Below are 16,521 nucleotides of genomic sequence, written 5' to 3'. Positions count from 1 at the left end.
TTCGGGGATGGCCGACATGTAATTTCCCGGATTGCATTCAGACTACGGCCTGAGCGCTTCGGTCAGTCAGCACGGGCGCTGCGGTCAATTGCAGCGCAGGGAGCAAGCCTTAGTCTGGCGAAGCGCCCGCCAAAGGAGTCTCGCCATGCCGCTGCCCACGGAAATTGCCCGCCAACTTACCGAAGAGCAGATCGCCTTCGTCAAACGCAGCGGCCTCAAGGCCGAGGTACTCGAACCCGGTTTCGTACGCCTGCGCATGCCCCTGCAAGGCAACCAGAACCATATCGGCAGCATGTATGCCGGCGCCCTCTTCACCCTCGCGGAAATTCCCGGCGGCGCGCTGTTTCTGACCAGCTTCGACGCCCAGCGTTTCTATCCCATCATCAAGGAAATGAACCTGCGCTTTCGTCGTCCGGCCATGGGCGATATCCAGGTGGAGGCGCGTCTCTCGGCAGAGGAAATCGCCCGTCTCGAAGAACAGGCGAGCCAGCAGGGCAAGGCCGACTACCTGCTGGAACTGCAACTGACCGACGGCAGCGGTGAAGTCGTCGCAGAAAGTCGCGGTCACTATCAATTGCGTTTACGCTGAATGGCGTCGCTAGCGGATTCGCAATCGTTAACGGTCCCCGACCTTGCCACAGGTCAAAAGAGCGGCTATCTGAACAGGCACAATAAAATTGCCGACGGGTATCGGCAGGAGAGCCGCCACCATGTTCAATCACATCCTCATCGCTCATGACCTGCGCGACACCGCCGACATGGCGCTATGTCGTGCCACCCAGCTGGCACGCCAGCACGGTGCCCGCCTGACCCTCCTGCATGTGCTGGACCCGAGTCAGAGCAGTGAGCAACACGAAAAGGCACGCCAGGCACTGGACCGCAGCCTGACCCAATACGCCCCGCCCGGTACCGAGCTGCGCATGCTCAGCGGCAAGCCATCGGACGTGGTGCTGCAACAGGTTCAGGACAGCGGTTGCGACCTGCTGGTACTGGGCGGGCATCAGAAACGTCACGACTTCTTCTCCGGCACCAGCCTCGACCGTATCGCCCGTCGCTGCACCGTGCCGCTGCTACTGGTAGCACGCAACGACTTCCAGCCCTATCAACGGGCGCTGGCCGCCATCGACTTCTCACTGTGCGCCTGCAGCGCTCTGGGACAGGCCTACCTCCTTTTGCCTGGCAAGGCCGAGCTGCATGCCCTGCATGTGTTCGAGCCGGACAAGGGCACGCCGCAGCAGGTCGAACTGCAGCTGCAGACCCAGCAGGGACTGATTGATCAATTGCTGCATGACGAGGCGCAGAAGCTTCCGGCCGACGGGCCTAAGCTGAGCCACGAAGTGCTCCAGGGCGGCATCCTGCGCAGCCTGCAGGAGCAGATCAAGACCCGCCGTGGTGAACTGCTGGTGCTCGGCAGCCATGGCCGCAGCGCCTTTTCCCAGGCGCTGCTGGGCAGCCTGGCACAGCATTTCCTGCACAAGGCGCCTTGCGACGTATTCGTGGTGCGCTAGAGGCTGCGGTCCAAGAAAAAGGCGCCTCCGGGCGCCTTGCTCATGCTCAACCGGCGTTGAGTAGGTCGTGCAGCTCGACGAACTGCTGCGTCAGCTTATGCCGTGCATCGAGATGGATCAGCGGCGTGCAGGCCTGGTGCGACTCGCGCATCTTCACCGAACTCATCAGATTGACCGGCAGCACCGGCAGCCCTTCGGCAATCAGCTCATCGAGCAGCTGCTGCGGCAGAGTGGCACGCGGCTGGAACTGATTGACCACGATGCCCTCCACCTCCAGCGCCTCGTTGTGATCCTCCTTGAGCTCCTCGATCTCGGCCAGCAGGCCGTACAGGGCGTTGCGCGAGAAGCTGTCGCAGTCGAAGGGGATCAACACACGGTCGGCGGCAATCAACGCGGATACCGTATAAAAGTTCAGCGCCGGCGGTGTGTCCATGTAGATGTGATCATAATCTTCGGCCAATTCGTCGAGCAGTTTGCGCAGCTTGTTGATCTTGTGCTTCTGCTCCAGCTTGGGCTGCAATTCGGCCAGTTCGGCGGTGGCGGTGACCACATGCAGGTTGTCGAACGGCGTCTCATAGATGTCGACCTTGCCCTTCTTGGAAAACGGCCCGGACGAGAGGATCTGCTTGAAAAAATCAGCGATCCCCATGGGGATTTCCTCGCCGGTCAGCCCGGTGAGGTAATGAGTCGAATTGGCCTGGGCATCCAGGTCGATCAACAGTGTGCGATAACCCTGCGCCGCACTCACCGCCGCGAGATTGCAGGCAATGCTGGATTTGCCTACACCGCCCTTCTGGTTGAACACCACACGTCGCATCGCACACCTCCCTGAGCTGAATGACCTCGGATTCTATGCAAAGGCTGTGACAAGCGCGAGGCGTCGAAAGAACCCCGCAAATGATCGCCAAACGCCACTACCCGTGATAGCTTGCGCCCGCGCTATAAAGCGCATCAGGAAAGCACTTATAAATCAAGGATATGCAATGCCGTACCTGCGCACACTATTGATTGGCGGTCTTCTGGTCATTACCACCGGCTGCGCCAACGGACTCAATTCCGTACAGAAAGCTGAACTTGACTCCTACGAAGCCCGTGGCCTAGCCGTTCAGGAAAAGAGCCCTGGCACCGGAGCCGCGCTAGGGCTGCTCCCTGGCGGCGGTTCGTTCTACGGGCGCGAATACGGATACGGCGTGGTCAACCTGCTGTTCTGGCCGCTGTCCATCCTTTGGGACCCTATCAGCGGCTACGATGCATCACGCGCAATCAACTACAACGTAACCAAGGCCCATGTCGCCAAGTTGCACGAGCGGGACCTGCAGGAGCTGGATAACCAACTAGGTAGTGGCCAGCTTGATCTCGCCCAATACACACTGGAGAAGCGCAAGGTCGATACCAGGTATCGAGCAGGCTTCTGAAAAAAAGCCCGGCATTGCCGGGCTTTTTATTGCGTCACTGATGATACTGCGCCGACAACTCGTGCACGGCCTCGAAGAAGGCGCCAGCGTGAGCCGGGTCGACTTCCGGAGTGATGCCATGGCCGAGGTTGAACACGTGGCCGCCGCCGGCACCGTAGGCTGCCAGGATACGCGCCACCTCGGCGCGAATCGCCTCGGGCTTGGCGTACAGCACTGCCGGGTCCATATTACCCTGCAGGGCGACTTTGTCGCCGACACGGGCGCGGGCGCTGCCGATGTCGCACGTCCAGTCCAGGCCGAGAGCTTCCGCACCGGTGTCAGCCATGGACTCGAGCCACAGGCCACCGCCCTTGGTGAACAGGATCACCGGCACGCGGCGCCCGTCATGCTCGCGAATCAGACCGTCGACGATCTTCTGCATGTAGGCCAGGGAGAACTCCTGATAAGCAGCCGCCGAGAGCGCGCCGCCCCAGGAATCGAAGATCTGCACCGCCTGCGCACCCGCCATGATCTGCCCGTTCAGATAAGCGGTGACCGACTGCGCCAGCTTGTCGAGCAGCGCGTGCAGGGCTTGCGGGTTGTCGTAGAGCATGGCCTTGGTCTTGCGGAAATCCTTCGACGAGCCCCCTTCGACCATGTAGGTGGCCAGCGTCCACGGACTGCCGGAGAAGCCGATCAGCGGTACGCGGCCGTTCAGCTCGCGGCGGATGGTACGCACGGCGTCCATCACATAGCCCAGATCCTTCTCGGCATCCGTCACCGGCAACGCCTCGATGTCGGCCAGACTGCTGATCACCTTCTTGAAACGCGGACCTTCGCCGGTCTCGAAGTACAGACCTTGGCCCATGGCATCGGGGATGGTGAGGATGTCGGAGAACAGAATCGCCGCATCCAGCTGCGGGTAGCGATCCAGCGGCTGGATGGTGACCTCGCAAGCCAACTCCGGATTCTTCATCAGGCTCACGAAGTCGCCGGCCTTGGCCCGGGTCGCGCGGTACTCCGGCAGATAGCGGCCGGCCTGGCGCATCATCCAGATCGGCGTGACATCCACGGGTTGCTTGAGCAGGGCACGGAGGAAACGGTCGTTCTTCAGGGCAGTCATGGCAGCATCCAGCGAAAAAAGTGCGGGCATTTTCGCAGAGCGCATAACAAAAGGCACGACGGGTGCCGTGCCTTTTGTCCATCGCGACGATATGCCGCGACAACTCACCAACTGCGATAGGGCAAAAACTTGCCGTTGAGCACGATCTGCACGCGGTCACCCTTGGGGTCGGCGACGCGGGAAATATCCATGCTGAAGTCGATGGCGCTCATGATGCCGTCGCCGAACTCTTCGTGGATCAGTTCCTTGATGGTCTCGCCATAGACGTTGATCATCTCGTAGAAGCGATAGATCAGCGGATCGGTGGGGACGGCCTTGTCCCAGTGCTTGTGTGGGAATTTCTGCAGCGCAGCGGAGACTTCCTCCGGCAGCTCGAGGATCTCGCACAGGGCGTCGGCGTTCTCCTTGGGCATGCTGTTCATGCCCAGGCAGGCCGAAGTGGTCCACACCGGCGACATGCCGATGCCCTTGCCGATTTCCGCCCAGTCCAGGCCCAGGCGCTCCTTGGCGGCGGTGATGGTGCTGCGCATCTGTTGCTTATCCATGGTGAAACTCCTTCACGGGGGTCAGAGGTACGACCCTGGCGGCAGGTGCCGGCTCGTCCAGGGCGGGGTTGATATCGGGCGGGAAGCCTTGCTCGTCGGCCACGGTGCGGCCGCGCAGCTCGTGCGAGCGATTCACCAGAAAGTCCACGAGGTGATTGCGGATGCGGTAGTACGCCGGGTGGTGAATCACCTGGTCGCGCTGGCGCGGCCGAGGCAGATCGATGCGCACCGACTCGGCGATACGCGCCTGCGGGCCGTTGGTCATCAACAGGATCCGGTCGGAAAGCAGGATCGCCTCGTCGACGTCATGAGTGATCATGAACACCGTCTGCTTGGTGGCGCTCCAGATCTTGATCAGCTCGTCCTGGATCACCCCACGGGTCAGGGCATCCAGCGCGCCGAAAGGCTCATCGAGCAGCAGCAATTGCGGCTGAGTGGCAAAGGCGCGCGCGATGCTGACGCGCTGGCGCATGCCACCGGACAGCTGCGCCGGCTTGCGCGCCTCGGAACCGCCCAGGCCGACCATCTCCAGGTACTTGCGGCTATGCGCACGGCGCTGTTCCTTCGACCACTGGGGAAAACGGGCGCGTACGCCGAACTCGACGTTTTCCAGCGCGCTGAGCCAAGGCAGCAGGCTGTAATTCTGGAACACCACGCCGCGTTCGAGGCTGGGTCCGGCGACTTCCTTGCCGGCCATTTCCAGCGTGCCTTCGCTGAAACTGTCGAGCCCGGCCAGCGCATTGAGGATGGTCGACTTGCCGCAGCCGGAGTGGCCGATGATGCAGACGAACTCGCCTTGGTCGAGGCCGAAGCTGACGTCCTCGAAGACTGTCAGCGGCTCGCTGCCGGGTTGCGGGAAACGCTTAGCCAGGCGGCGGGCATCGAGAAAATAGCGGGACATGACATCACTCCTGATAGCTGACGAGACGGGCGACGCTGCCCAGCAGAAGGTCGAGCAGCATGCCGACCACGCCGATCATCAGAATCGAGAAGATCACGCTGGCCAGGTTGAGGTTGTTCCACTCGTTCCACACGTAGTAGCCAATACCGGTGCCACCGACGAGCATCTCAGCGGCGACTATCACCAGCCAGGCGATACCGACCGAGATACGCATACCGGTAAGGATGGTCGGCATGGCCGCGGGCAGGATCACGCTGAATGCCGTACGCAGCGGGCTCAGCTCATGGGTGCGGGCGACGTTGATCCAGTCGCGGCGCACGCCGGCGACGCCGAATGCGGTGTTGAGCAGCATCGGCCATATCGAGCAGATGAAGATCACGAAGATCGCCGAGGTCTGCGAATCCTTGATCACGAACAGCGCCAGCGGCATCCAGGCCAGCGGTGAAATTGGCCGCAGAATCTGGATGAAGGGGTTGAGTGCGCGGTACATCAGCGGCGACATGCCGATGACGAAGCCGATGGGGATCGCCACCAGCGCCGCCAGCAGGTAGCCGGTCAGCACCCGGTACAACGAGTGCGCAAGCTGGATGCCGATGCCCTTGTCGTTGGGTCCGTTGTCATAGAACGGCTGGCTCAGCTCGGTGTAGGCATGCGCCAGCACCACCGAGGGCGGCGGCACGCGGGCCTCCTGCTCGGCCTCGCCCATGAGCAGGGCATATTCGTCATCGGCACTGACTGCCGCGCTGGCGGGCACGCGGCAGAGCACCTCCCAGACCACCAGCAGTAGAACCAGCAGCAAAACGGAAAGGATCGCCGCACGCAGGGAACTGGACGCTTTCATCACGACCTCCGCATGGCGAAGCTGGCCAGGTAACCGTCCGGATCAGCCGGATCGAACGGCTTGCCCATTACGCTGAAGGATTTGTAGGTGTCGGCCGGCACCGGCAGGCCAAGGTCGTTCATCACCTTGCTGGCGTCAGCCGCGAGGAACACCCGCTCGGCGATGTTGCGGTAGTCGACATCGCCTTGCAGATAGCCCCAGCGTTTCATCTGGGTGAGGATCCACACCGCCATCGACTGCCAGGGGAACGGATCGAAGTCGATACGCTGCGGCTCATCATGGATGTTGCCCAGACCATCGGCATAACGTCCGCTGAGCACCTGCTGCACCACTGGTACCGGTTGGTTGAGGTAGTTGCGGGTGGAGATCGCCTCGGCCACCGCCTTGCGATTCTCGGCCTTGGAGGAGTATTGCGTGGCGTCGATCAGCGCATGCAGCAGCGCGCCATAGGTATTGGGATTTTCGCTGGCGAAGCGCTGACTGCAGGCGAAGGCGCAGCACGGATGGCCCGGCCACAGCTCCTTGGTCAACAGATGGATGAAACCGACCTTTTCCCATACCGCGCGCTGGTTGAACGGATCCGGCGAAAGGAAGCCATCGAGGTTGCCGGCGCGCAGGTTGGCGACCATCTCCGGTGGCGGCACCACACGAATCTGGATGTCGCGATCCGGGTCCAGGCCGTGCTCGGCGACGTAATAACGCAGCAGGAAGTTGTGCATCGAGTATTCGAACGGCACCCCGAAGCGCATGCCTTTCCACAGCTTCGGGTCGCGTTTGTCCTGGTGCTGCATGCCGAGCACGATGGCCTGGCCGTTGACGTTTTCCAATGCTGGCATGACGAAGGGCGTCTGCGTCGAACCCAGCCCCAGGCTGATGGCCAGTGGCATCGGCGAGAGCATGTGCGAGGCGTCGTATTCGCCGGCCAGCGACTTGTCGCGCGCCACCGCCCAGCCGGCGGTCTTCACCGTTTCCACCTCCAGCCCGTACTTGGCGTAGAAGCCCATCGGCTCGGCCATGATGATCGGCGTGGCGCAGGTGATGGGCACGAAGCCGATCTTCAGCTTGGTCTTTTCCAGCGGGCCAAGGCTGTCCTTGACCGCCGCCTTGACCGCATCCAGCGGGATCATGCTGCCCAGAATCGCCGCCGCGACGCCGCCACCGATCATCCCCATGAAACTGCGTCGGGAGAAATCGTTGTGGCCGAACACGCCACGCACGATGGCGTTCTCCACCGCGCGATCGAGCATGGCTTCGCTGCTATCGGGCAGCGCAGCGGCACTCGGCGTGCAACGCTGGCAAGCACACCCGGCGGCATGGGAAAGCTCGCTGTCGGGGCTGAATGGATCGTCCAGACTGTTGACGCTCATCGTGATCACTCCTGCGATGGCCTGCCCCAGATTGGTGAGGCGGGCGCTGATTGGGCTGAGCCATTGCTGGCCGGTTCATGTCAGCTATTGCAGGAGCTGTACCAGCTCAAAAAAACAAATTAAGCAATTGAAAAATAAAGACTTTAATCAAATCCCTTAAAAACGATATTTCGTCATTAACGAGATTTCGTCATCGCTAGAAACGATATTTCGTCAAATGGCACGGCCTTTGGATAACAAGACACAAGCTCAATCCCGCGAGGCCCGAGATGCCTGATCCAAATGCCGCCAGCCAATTGCTGCTGCAACACATGCAGAGCGCCAGCCTGGTCATCGATCCAATCCACGACCGCACCCTGCATGCCAATCCAGCCTGTTGCGCCCTGCTCGGCTGGCCGCTGGATGAACTGCTCGCACAGCGCGCCAGCAGTCTCTGGGCGCATGACCTGGGAGCACTGGTCACTTTCACCGAGGAAGTGCAGGTGCGCGGCAATGCCTGGCGCGACGGCCTCGGACTGCTGCATCGCGATGGCGAGCGCCTGGAGGTGGAAATCGACGGCAGCCGGCTGGAACATGACGGCGCTAGCCTGCTCGGCCTGCTGATCCAGCAGCGCCGTCGCCTGGATGCCCTGCGCGGGCTGGCCGAAGCCGAGCGCTATCAACGCCAGGGGCTGCTCGAATGGCAGGGCGTGGAACGCATCTTCCGCCAGTTCGAGCGGCAGAATCAGCTGATCCTCGGTGCCGCTGGCGAGGGCATTTATGGCGTCAACCGTAACGGCGAGACCACCTTCGTCAACCCGGCAGCCGAGCGCATTCTCGGCTGGCGTGCCGACGACCTTATCGGCCACAACATTCACGACCTGATTCACCACCACCATCCCGACGGCAGCACCTACGACGGCCACACCTGCCCGATATACGCCGCCTTCAACGACGGCGAGGTGCATCAGGTGGCCGACGAGGTGTTCTGGAACAAGGACGGCAAGCCGATCCCGGTTGATTACACCAGCACGCCGCTGCGCGATGACGGCGAACTGGTCGGCGCCGTAGTGGTGTTTCGCGACATCAGCGAGCGCCTGGAAACCGAGCGCCGCCTGCGCCAGGCCCTGAGTGAGGTGCAGCAGCTCAAGCAACGCCTGGAGCTGGAGAATGCCTACCTGCAGGAGGAAATTCGTGGCGAGTACGCCCAGCACGACCTGGTCGGACGTAGCGCCGCCATGCAGCAGGTAATCCACCAGATCGAGCTGGTCGCACCGACCGGCGCCAACGTACTGATCACCGGCGAGTCAGGCACCGGCAAGGAGCTGATCGCCCGCGCCATTCACGACAACAGCGGACGCAGCCGCCGCCCGTTGATACGAGTAAACTGCGCGGCAGTACCGCGCGAACTGTTCGAGAGCGAATTCTTCGGCCATATCCGCGGCGCATTTACCGGCGCATTGAACGACCGTGTCGGGCGCTTCGAACTGGCCGATGGCGGCACGCTGTTTCTCGACGAAGTCGGCGAAATTCCCCTAGAGCTCCAGAGCAAGCTGCTGCGCGTGCTGCAGGAACAGCAGCTGGAACGGGTTGGCGACAACCGTACCCGTCAGGTGGATGTACGCGTGATCGCCGCCACCAACCGCGACCTGCGCCAGGAAGTGCGTGCCGGCCGCTTCCGTGAAGACCTATATTTTCGTCTCAACGTCTTCCCCATCGAGTCAGCACCGTTGCGTCAGCGCCCGGAAGATATTCCGCCCCTGGCCCAACACTTTCTAAGCCGCGCCTGTCGCCAGCTCAATCGCCCTGAGCCCAGCCTGCGACTAGCCGACATCCAACGCCTGCAGGCCTATTCCTGGCCGGGCAACATTCGTGAACTGGAGAACCTGATCGAGCGCGCGGTGATCATTTCTCCCGGCACCCGGCTACGTTTGGACTTGCCCAACGACAACGGCAACGAGGTACCGTCACAGCCACCGGCCGAACAGGAAATGCGGATTTTCACCCAGGGCGAACAACGCCGGCAGATGCGTGAAAACCTGATCGCGGCGCTGACGGCCTGCGCAGGCCGAATATCGGGGAAGGACGGCGCGGCGCGGTTGCTGGAGCTGAAGCCAACGACCCTGCGCTCACGCCTGGAGAGCTTCGCCATCGACCCGCGCGACTATAGACCAGGGAGGTCTCAGCCGCGCGGGTACGAGACGAATCAGACGCCGAGGTAGTCTAGGATACCCTCGGCAGCGTTGCGGCCTTCGAAAATCGCCGTCACCACCAGGTCGGAACCACGCACCATGTCGCCACCGGCGAAGACTTTCGGGTTGCTGGTCTGGTGCTTGAACTGCGACTGCTCGGGCGCGACGACGCGGCCCTGGCTGTCGGTCTGGATCTCGAACTGCTCGAACCAGGGCGCTGGGCTCGGGCGGAAGCCGAAGGCGATCAGCACGGCTTCGGCCGGGATGATCTCCTCGGAGCCCGGGATCGGCTCGGGGCTGCGACGGCCACGGGCGTCCGGCTCGCCGAGACGGGTCTCGACCACCTTGATGCCTTCCACCTTGTCTTCACCGACGATGGCGATGGGCTGGCGGTTGAAGAGGAACTTCACGCCCTCTTCCTTGGCGTTCTTCACTTCCTTGCGCGAGCCGGGCATGTTCTCTTCGTCACGGCGATAGGCACAGGTCACGGCCTTGGCGCCCTGACGAATCGAGGTGCGGTTGCAGTCCATCGCGGTGTCGCCGCCGCCCAGTACCACGACGCGCTTGCCCTTCATGTCGATGAAGTCTTCCGGCGACTTCTCGAAACCGAGGTTGCGGTTGACGTTGGCGATGAGGAAGTCCAGCGCGTCATAGACGCCCGGCAGGTCCTCGCCCGGGAAGCCACCCTTCATGTAGGTGTAGGTGCCCATGCCCATAAATACGGCATCGTACTCATCCAGCAATTGCTGCATGGTCACGTCCTTGCCGATCTCGGTATTCAGGCGGAACTCGATGCCCATGCCGGTGAAGACTTCACGGCGGCGGCTGAGCACGGTCTTTTCCAGCTTGAACTCGGGAATACCGAAGGTCAGCAGGCCACCGATTTCCGGGTTCTTGTCGAACACCACCGGGGTCACGCCGTTGCGCACCAGCACGTCGGCGCAGCCCAGGCCAGCCGGGCCGGCACCGATCACCGCGACACGCTTGCCAGTCGGCACAACCCGCGACATGTCCGGGCGCCAGCCCATGGCGAAGGCGGTGTCGGTGATGTACTTCTCCACCGAACCGATGGTCACTGCGCCGAAGCCGTCATTGAGGGTGCAGGCACCTTCGCAAAGACGATCCTGCGGGCACACGCGGCCGCAGACTTCCGGCAGGGTGTTGGTCTGGTGCGACAGTTCGGCGGCAGCGAGGATGTTGCCCTCGGAGACCAGCTTGAGCCAGTTCGGAATGAAGTTGTGCACAGGGCACTTCCACTCGCAATACGGGTTGCCGCAGCCCAGGCAGCGATGCGCCTGGTCGGAGGCCTGCGCCGGCTTGAAGTTGTCGTAGATCTCGACGAATTCCTTCTTGCGCTGACGCAGCAGTTTCTTCTTCGGGTCTTTGCGCCCGACTTCGATGAACTGGAAGTCGTTGTTCAGACGTTCAGTCATTGCATTACCTCATAACAGCAGCGGCAAGCATCAAGCTGCAAGCTGCAAGACAATCACGTTGGATCGGCAAGCCCGTGGCTGCGTCTGACTTGCAGCCTGGGGCTTGCCGCTTGCAGCTTTACTGCGGATTGGCACGGGTGCTGGACAACAGCGACTTCAGACTGGCCGCTTTCGGTTTCACCAGCCAGAACTTGCGCAGGTAATCGTCCAGGTTCTCCAGTAGGTTCTGCCCCCACTCGCTGCCGGTTTCCTCGACATACTCGGCCAGCACGCTTTCCAGGTGGCTGCGGTAGGCCTCCATCGCTTCGTTGTTGATGCGTTGGATTTCCACCAGCTCGTGGTTGACGCGGTCGTAGAAGCCGTTGTCCATGTCGAGCACATAGGCGAAGCCGCCGGTCATGCCGGAGCCGAAGTTGTAGCCGGTCTTGCCCAGCACGCAGACGAAACCGCCAGTCATGTACTCGCAGCAGTGGTCGCCAGTGCCTTCCACCACGGCGTGGGCGCCGGAGTTACGCACGGCGAAACGCTCACCCGCGGTACCGGTGGCGAACAGCTTGCCGCCAGTGGCGCCGTACAGGCAGGTGTTGCCGATGATGGCGCTGTCCTCGGTGGCGAACGGGCTGCCGGCAGGCGGAGTGATGACGATCTTGCCCGCCGTCATGCCCTTGCCCACGTAGTCGTTGGCGTCGCCTTCCAGGCGCAGGTGCAGGCCACCAGCGTTCCATACGCCGAAGCTCTGACCGGCAGTGCCCTTGAAGCGGAAGGTGATCGGCGCGCCGTTCATGCCCTGGTTGCCATGCACACGGGCGATCTCACCGGAAATGCGCGCACCGATGGAGCGGTCGCAGTTGCCGATGTTCAGCTCGAACTCACCACCGGTCTTGCCGGCGATGGCGTCCTTGGCCATTTCCACCATCTTCTCGGCCAGCAGGCCTTCGTCGAACGGCGGGTTCTTCGGCACCTGGCAGAACTGCGGTTTGTCAGCCGGGATATGTGCGCTGGCCAGCAGCGGAGACAGATCCAGGTTGCCCTGCTTGGCGGTTTCGCCCGGCAGCATCTCGAGCAGGTCGGTACGCCCGATCAGCTCTTCCAGGCTGCGCACGCCCAGCTTGGCCAGCCACTCGCGAGTTTCCTCGGCGACGTAGGTGAAGAAGTTCATCACCATCTCGACGGTGCCGATGAAGTGATCCTTGCGCAGCTTGTCGTTCTGCGTGGCCACGCCGGTGGCGCAGTTGTTCAGATGGCAGATGCGCAGGTACTTGCAGCCCAGGGCCACCATCGGCGCAGTACCGAAGCCGAAGCTCTCGGCGCCGAGGATGGCTGCCTTGATCACGTCGAGACCGGTTTTCAGACCACCGTCGGTCTGCACCCGCACCTTGCCGCGCAGGTCGTTGCCGCGCAGGGTCTGGTGGGTTTCGGCCAGGCCCAGTTCCCAGGGCGCGCCGGCATAGCGGATGGAAGTCAGCGGCGATGCGCCGGTACCACCGTCGTAACCGGAAATGGTGATCAGGTCGGCGTAGGCCTTGGCCACACCGGCAGCGATGGTGCCGACGCCGGCTTCCGCCACCAGCTTGACCGACACCAGCGCCTTCGGGTTGACCTGCTTGAGGTCATAGATCAGCTGCGCCAGGTCTTCGATCGAGTAGATATCGTGGTGCGGCGGCGGCGAGATCAGGGTCACGCCCGGCACCGCGTAGCGCAGCTTGGCGATCAGGCCATTGACCTTGCCGCCCGGCAACTGGCCGCCCTCACCGGGCTTGGCGCCCTGGGCCACCTTGATCTGCAGCACTTCGGCGTTGACCAGGTATTCCGGGGTCACGCCAAAACGGCCGGTGGCCACCTGCTTGATCTTCGAGCTCTTGATGGTGCCGTAGCGGGCCGGGTCTTCGCCGCCCTCGCCGGAGTTGGAACGACCACCCAGACGGTTCATCGCCTCGGCCAGCGCCTCGTGCGCCTCCGGCGACAGCGCGCCGAGGGAGATGCCGGCGGCGTCGAAACGCTTGAAGATCGACTCCAGCGGCTCGACCTGGTCGAGAGTGATCGGCGTGGCGGACTCCTTGACCTTGAGCAGGTCGCGGATCATCGACACCGGACGGGTGTCGACCAGCGTCGAGTATTCCTTGTACTTGGCGTAGTTGCCCTGCTGCACGGCTTCCTGCAGCGTGCGCACCACGTCCGGGTTGTAGGCGTGGTACTCGCCGCCGTAGACGAACTTGAGCAGACCGCCCTGCTGGATCGGCTTGCGATTGTTCCAGGCCTCGAAGGACAGCAGCTTCTGCTCGCTTTCGATATCGACGAAGCGCGCGCCCTGGATGCGGCTGGCCACACCCCGGAAGCACAGCTCGGTGACTTCATCGGCCAGGCCGACGGCCTCGAACAGTTGCGCCCCGCGGTAGGACGCGACCGTGGAGATGCCCATCTTCGACAGGATCTTCAGCAGGCCCTTGGAGATGCCCTTGCGGTAGTACTTGAAGACTTCGTACAGATCGCCCAGCACTTCGCCGGTGCGGATCAGGTCGCCCAGCACTTCGTAGGCCAGGAACGGGTAGACCGCCGAGGCGCCGAAGCCCAGCAGCACGGCGTAGTGGTGCGGGTCACGCGCGGTGGCGGTTTCTACCAGGATGTTGCAGTCGCAGCGCAGACCTTTCTCGGTCAGGCGGTGATGCACGGCACCGGTGACCAGCGCGGCATGCGCCGGCAGCTTGCCCGGGGCGATGTGACGGTCGCTCAGTACCAACAACACCTTGCCGGCACGCACGGCTTCCTCGGCCTGGTCGGCCATATTGCGCACGGCCGCTTCCAGTCCCAGCGACTCGTCGTAGTTCATGTCGATGACATGACGGTCAAAGCCCGGGCGATCCAGGTTCATCAGCGCGCGCCACTTGGCCGGCGAGATCACCGGGCTGCTGAGGATCACGCGGGTGGCGTGCTCAGGCGACTCGCTGAAGATATTGCGCTCGGCGCCCAGGCAGATTTCCAGGGACATGACGATCGCTTCACGCAGCGGGTCGATCGGCGGGTTGGTGACCTGCGCGAACTGCTGGCGGAAGTAGTCGTAGGGCGAACGTACGCGCTGGCTAAGCACCGCCATCGGCGTGTCATCGCCCATGGAGCCGACGGCTTCCTGGCCCTGCTCACCGAGTGGGCGCAGGACTTGATCACGCTCCTCGAAGGTGACCTGGAACATCTTCATGTACTGCTTGAGCTGGTCCGGGTCGTAGAAGGCCGAACCATGGTCGCGGTCTTCCAGCGTCGCCTTGATGCGCTGGGCATGCTTGCGCAGCCACAGCTTGTAGGGGTGGCGCGACTTCAGGCGGCTGTCGATGGACTCGGTATCCAGCACCTGGCCGGTCTCGGTGTCGACGGCGAGGATCTGCCCCGGGCCGACACGCCCCTTGGCGATGACGTCCTCGGGCTGGTAATCCCACACGCCGATTTCCGATGCCAGGGTGATGTAGCCGTTCTTGGTGGTAACCCAACGCGCCGGGCGCAGACCGTTACGGTCGAGCAGGCACACGGCATGGCGCCCATCGGTCAGCACCACGCCGGCCGGGCCATCCCAGGGCTCCATGTGCATGGAGTTGTATTCGTAGAACGCGCGCAGGTCGGCGTCCATGGTCTCGACGTTCTGCCAGGCCGGCGGAATGATCATGCGCAGGCCGCGGAACAGGTCGATGCCGCCGGTGACCATCAGCTCGAGCATGTTGTCCATGCTCGAGGAGTCGGAACCAACGCGGTTGACCAGCGGACCCAACTCATCGAGATCGGGGATCAGCTCGTTGGCAAACTTGGTACGCCGAGCCTGCGCCCAGTTGCGGTTGCCGGTGATGGTGTTGATCTCGCCGTTGTGCGCGAGATAGCGGAACGGCTGCGCCAGCGGCCACTTCGGCAGCGTGTTGGTGGAAAAGCGCTGGTGGAAGACCGCGATGGCGGTCTGCAGGCGCTCGTCACCCAGATCCGGGTAGAACTGCTGCAGGTCCGCAGGCATCATCAGGCCTTTATAGATGATGGTCTTGTGCGAAAAGCTGCAGATGTAGTGATCGCTGTCGTCGGCGTTGGCCACCGAGGAACGACGGCGGGCGCTGAACAGCTTGATGGCGAATTCCTGGTCGGACAAACCATCACCGCCGATGAACACCTGCTCGATCTGCGGCAGGCGCTCCAGTGCCAGCCTGCCCAGCACGCTGGTGTCGATCGGCACCTTGCGCCAGCCCACCAGTTGCAGGCCGGCCGCCAGGATTTCGCGGTTCATGTTCTCGCGCGCGGCTTCGGCCTTGGCCGAATCCTGATTGAAGAACACCATGCCCACGGCATATTGCCCAGGCAGTTCGACGCCGAATTGCTCCTGGGCGATGGCGCGCAGGAATTGATCGGGCTTCTGGATCAACAGGCCGCAGCCATCACCGGTCTTGCCGTCGGCGTTGATACCGCCGCGGTGGGTCATGCAGGTGAGGGCCTCAATAGCGGTCTTGAGCAGGTGATGGCTAGCCTCACCTTGCATATGGGCGATCAAGCCGAAGCCGCAGTTATCCTTGAACTCATCAGGACGGTACAAACCTGCTTTCATAGGGGAAACTCTCACCAGGCTGCCTAGACCTCAGGCAAATTACTTTCTAATTCAATTACTTAAACCCGAATAGCGGGCACGGGCCAGCTTTGCTCTGGGCAAAAGGGAGGTCATTGTACATATCCACCCAAGGCGTCACAAATTTTCGTGACGAGGGGGTGAAAATTAATGTCGCAAAACCGAAGGATAAGACCGCAAGGTCGTGCTAGCGACCAAGCGGTCATCTTGGGACAGAGCGCTTAGCGGCTCATTTCCTGCTGGATGCTGCCCAGAGTACGAGGCCAGGGCTTGCCGGCCTGCAGCGTGGCAGGGAGAGTCTTCACGGCCGCCTGCGCGGCATCGCGACTGGAGAAGCTACCATAGGTCAGCACATACAGCGGCTGCCCCTGGTGGATCTTCTTGAAATAGCGGTACTCGCTGCCCCCCTCACGCACCAGCGCCTGAATGTTGGCCTCCGAACGCGACCCGACGACCTGCAAGGCATAGCGGGACGCCGGCTGCTGCGCATACCAGCCACCCGAGGCTGCAGCAGGCGCGGCTGTTGAAGCAGGCGCGGGCTTGGCCGCAGGCACCGGAGCCGGAGCAGGAGCAGGAGCCGCGGGCTTGGGCGCCGCCGGCTCAGGCTGCTTCGCAGGTGCAGGTGCAGGTGCAGGTGCAGGTGCGGGTGCAGG

The 16,521-nt window shown here is 62.6% G+C and carries 13 protein-coding genes; 4 read left to right on the top strand and 9 right to left on the bottom strand.

Features of this window, described 5'->3' with window-relative positions; translation table 11 throughout:
• The first annotated feature begins 145 nt into the window (after positions 1-145).
• Positions 146-589 carry a YiiD C-terminal domain-containing protein gene (locus B2U07_RS17795; RefSeq protein ID WP_197856984.1) on the top strand — a complete coding sequence of 148 codons (444 nt, stop codon included), beginning with the start codon at positions 146-148 and terminating at the stop codon, positions 587-589.
• Between the two features lie 121 nt (positions 590-710).
• Positions 711-1,508, top strand: coding sequence for a universal stress protein (locus tag B2U07_RS17790; protein ID WP_197856983.1), 798 nt, complete (start codon positions 711-713; stop codon positions 1,506-1,508).
• A gap of 46 nt (positions 1,509-1,554) precedes the next feature.
• On the opposite strand, the gene B2U07_RS17785 is transcribed toward B2U07_RS17790, so the two are convergent.
• A complete protein-coding gene (locus tag B2U07_RS17785; protein WP_275545482.1) occupies positions 1,555-2,325 on the bottom strand; it encodes a ParA family protein in 771 nt (256 codons plus the stop codon).
• Between the two features lie 166 nt (positions 2,326-2,491).
• Here B2U07_RS17785 and B2U07_RS17780 point away from each other — a divergent pair, with 166 nt between their 5' ends.
• Positions 2,492-2,923, top strand: coding sequence for a hypothetical protein (locus tag B2U07_RS17780; protein WP_197856981.1), 432 nt, complete (start codon positions 2,492-2,494; stop codon positions 2,921-2,923).
• Between the two features lie 34 nt (positions 2,924-2,957).
• Here the strand turns inward: B2U07_RS17780 and hemE are convergent, their stop codons facing one another.
• The 5 genes from hemE to B2U07_RS17755 form a co-directional block, all read right to left on the bottom strand.
• The gene (hemE, locus tag B2U07_RS17775) at positions 2,958-4,025 is read right to left on the bottom strand and encodes a uroporphyrinogen decarboxylase (protein ID WP_197856980.1); all 1,068 of its coding nucleotides are present in this window, start codon (positions 4,023-4,025) and stop codon (positions 2,958-2,960) included.
• Positions 4,026-4,129: 104 nt separating this feature from the next.
• Positions 4,130-4,570 (bottom strand): cyanase, encoded by a 441-nt coding sequence (cynS, locus tag B2U07_RS17770; RefSeq protein WP_296277411.1) that lies wholly within the window; start codon positions 4,568-4,570, stop codon positions 4,130-4,132.
• A complete protein-coding gene (locus B2U07_RS17765) occupies positions 4,563-5,471 on the bottom strand; it encodes an ABC transporter ATP-binding protein (protein ID WP_275545484.1) in 909 nt (302 codons plus the stop codon). Before B2U07_RS17765 ends, cynS begins: the two co-directional genes overlap by 8 nt.
• A 4-nt stretch (positions 5,472-5,475) precedes the next feature.
• On the bottom strand, positions 5,476-6,312 hold the full coding sequence (gene ntrB, locus B2U07_RS17760; RefSeq protein WP_275545485.1) for a nitrate ABC transporter permease: 837 nt from the start codon (positions 6,310-6,312) through the stop codon (positions 5,476-5,478).
• The gene (locus tag B2U07_RS17755) at positions 6,312-7,679 is read right to left on the bottom strand and encodes a CmpA/NrtA family ABC transporter substrate-binding protein (RefSeq protein WP_296277410.1); all 1,368 of its coding nucleotides are present in this window, start codon (positions 7,677-7,679) and stop codon (positions 6,312-6,314) included. The genes ntrB and B2U07_RS17755 overlap by 1 nt, the downstream gene beginning before the upstream one ends.
• Before the next feature lie 269 nt (positions 7,680-7,948).
• Between B2U07_RS17755 and B2U07_RS17750 the strand changes: the two genes are divergently transcribed.
• Entirely contained in the window at positions 7,949-9,880 is a 1,932-nt protein-coding gene (locus B2U07_RS17750) for a sigma 54-interacting transcriptional regulator (RefSeq protein WP_275545487.1), read from the top strand.
• Here B2U07_RS17750 and B2U07_RS17745 read toward each other — a convergent pair.
• The 3 genes from B2U07_RS17745 to B2U07_RS17735 all read right to left on the bottom strand — a co-directional run.
• Complete coding sequence (locus B2U07_RS17745; RefSeq protein WP_275545488.1) at positions 9,865-11,283, bottom strand: FAD-dependent oxidoreductase; 1,419 nt, start codon at positions 11,281-11,283, stop codon at positions 9,865-9,867. The two genes, B2U07_RS17750 and B2U07_RS17745, sit on opposite strands and share 16 nt — an antisense overlap.
• 118 nt (positions 11,284-11,401) lie before the next feature.
• A complete protein-coding gene (gltB, locus tag B2U07_RS17740; protein WP_197856978.1) occupies positions 11,402-15,850 on the bottom strand; it encodes a glutamate synthase large subunit in 4,449 nt (1,482 codons plus the stop codon).
• Between the two features lie 239 nt (positions 15,851-16,089).
• Positions 16,090-16,521: SPOR domain-containing protein (locus tag B2U07_RS17735; protein WP_296277409.1), on the bottom strand; the 432-nt coding region annotated here is incomplete at its 5' end.

The organism is Pseudomonas sp. UBA7530, from assembly GCF_002479365.1.
In the GTDB taxonomy this organism is placed as follows: Bacteria; Pseudomonadota; Gammaproteobacteria; order Pseudomonadales; family Pseudomonadaceae; genus Aquipseudomonas.
This window is presented reverse-complemented; position numbering and strand designations above follow the sequence as displayed.

Bases quoted from the DNA above. Each gene is read 5' to 3' on its own strand.
- gltB (WP_197856978.1), bottom strand. From the start codon at position 15,850: ATGAAAGCAGGTTTGTACCGTCCTGATGAGTTCAAGGATAACTGCGGC.
- B2U07_RS17750 (WP_275545487.1), top strand. From the start codon at position 7,949: ATGCCTGATCCAAATGCCGCCAGCCAATTGCTGCTGCAACACATGCAG.
- B2U07_RS17780 (WP_197856981.1), top strand. From the start codon at position 2,492: ATGCCGTACCTGCGCACACTATTGATTGGCGGTCTTCTGGTCATTACC.
- B2U07_RS17785 (WP_275545482.1), bottom strand. From the start codon at position 2,325: ATGCGACGTGTGGTGTTCAACCAGAAGGGCGGTGTAGGCAAATCCAGC.
- B2U07_RS17790 (WP_197856983.1), top strand. From the start codon at position 711: ATGTTCAATCACATCCTCATCGCTCATGACCTGCGCGACACCGCCGAC.
- B2U07_RS17745 (WP_275545488.1), bottom strand. From the start codon at position 11,283: ATGACTGAACGTCTGAACAACGACTTCCAGTTCATCGAAGTCGGGCGC.
- B2U07_RS17755 (WP_296277410.1), bottom strand. From the start codon at position 7,679: ATGAGCGTCAACAGTCTGGACGATCCATTCAGCCCCGACAGCGAGCTT.
- B2U07_RS17795 (WP_197856984.1), top strand. From the start codon at position 146: ATGCCGCTGCCCACGGAAATTGCCCGCCAACTTACCGAAGAGCAGATC.
- cynS (WP_296277411.1), bottom strand. From the start codon at position 4,570: ATGGATAAGCAACAGATGCGCAGCACCATCACCGCCGCCAAGGAGCGC.
- ntrB (WP_275545485.1), bottom strand. From the start codon at position 6,312: ATGAAAGCGTCCAGTTCCCTGCGTGCGGCGATCCTTTCCGTTTTGCTG.
- B2U07_RS17765 (WP_275545484.1), bottom strand. From the start codon at position 5,471: ATGTCCCGCTATTTTCTCGATGCCCGCCGCCTGGCTAAGCGTTTCCCG.
- hemE (WP_197856980.1), bottom strand. From the start codon at position 4,025: ATGACTGCCCTGAAGAACGACCGTTTCCTCCGTGCCCTGCTCAAGCAA.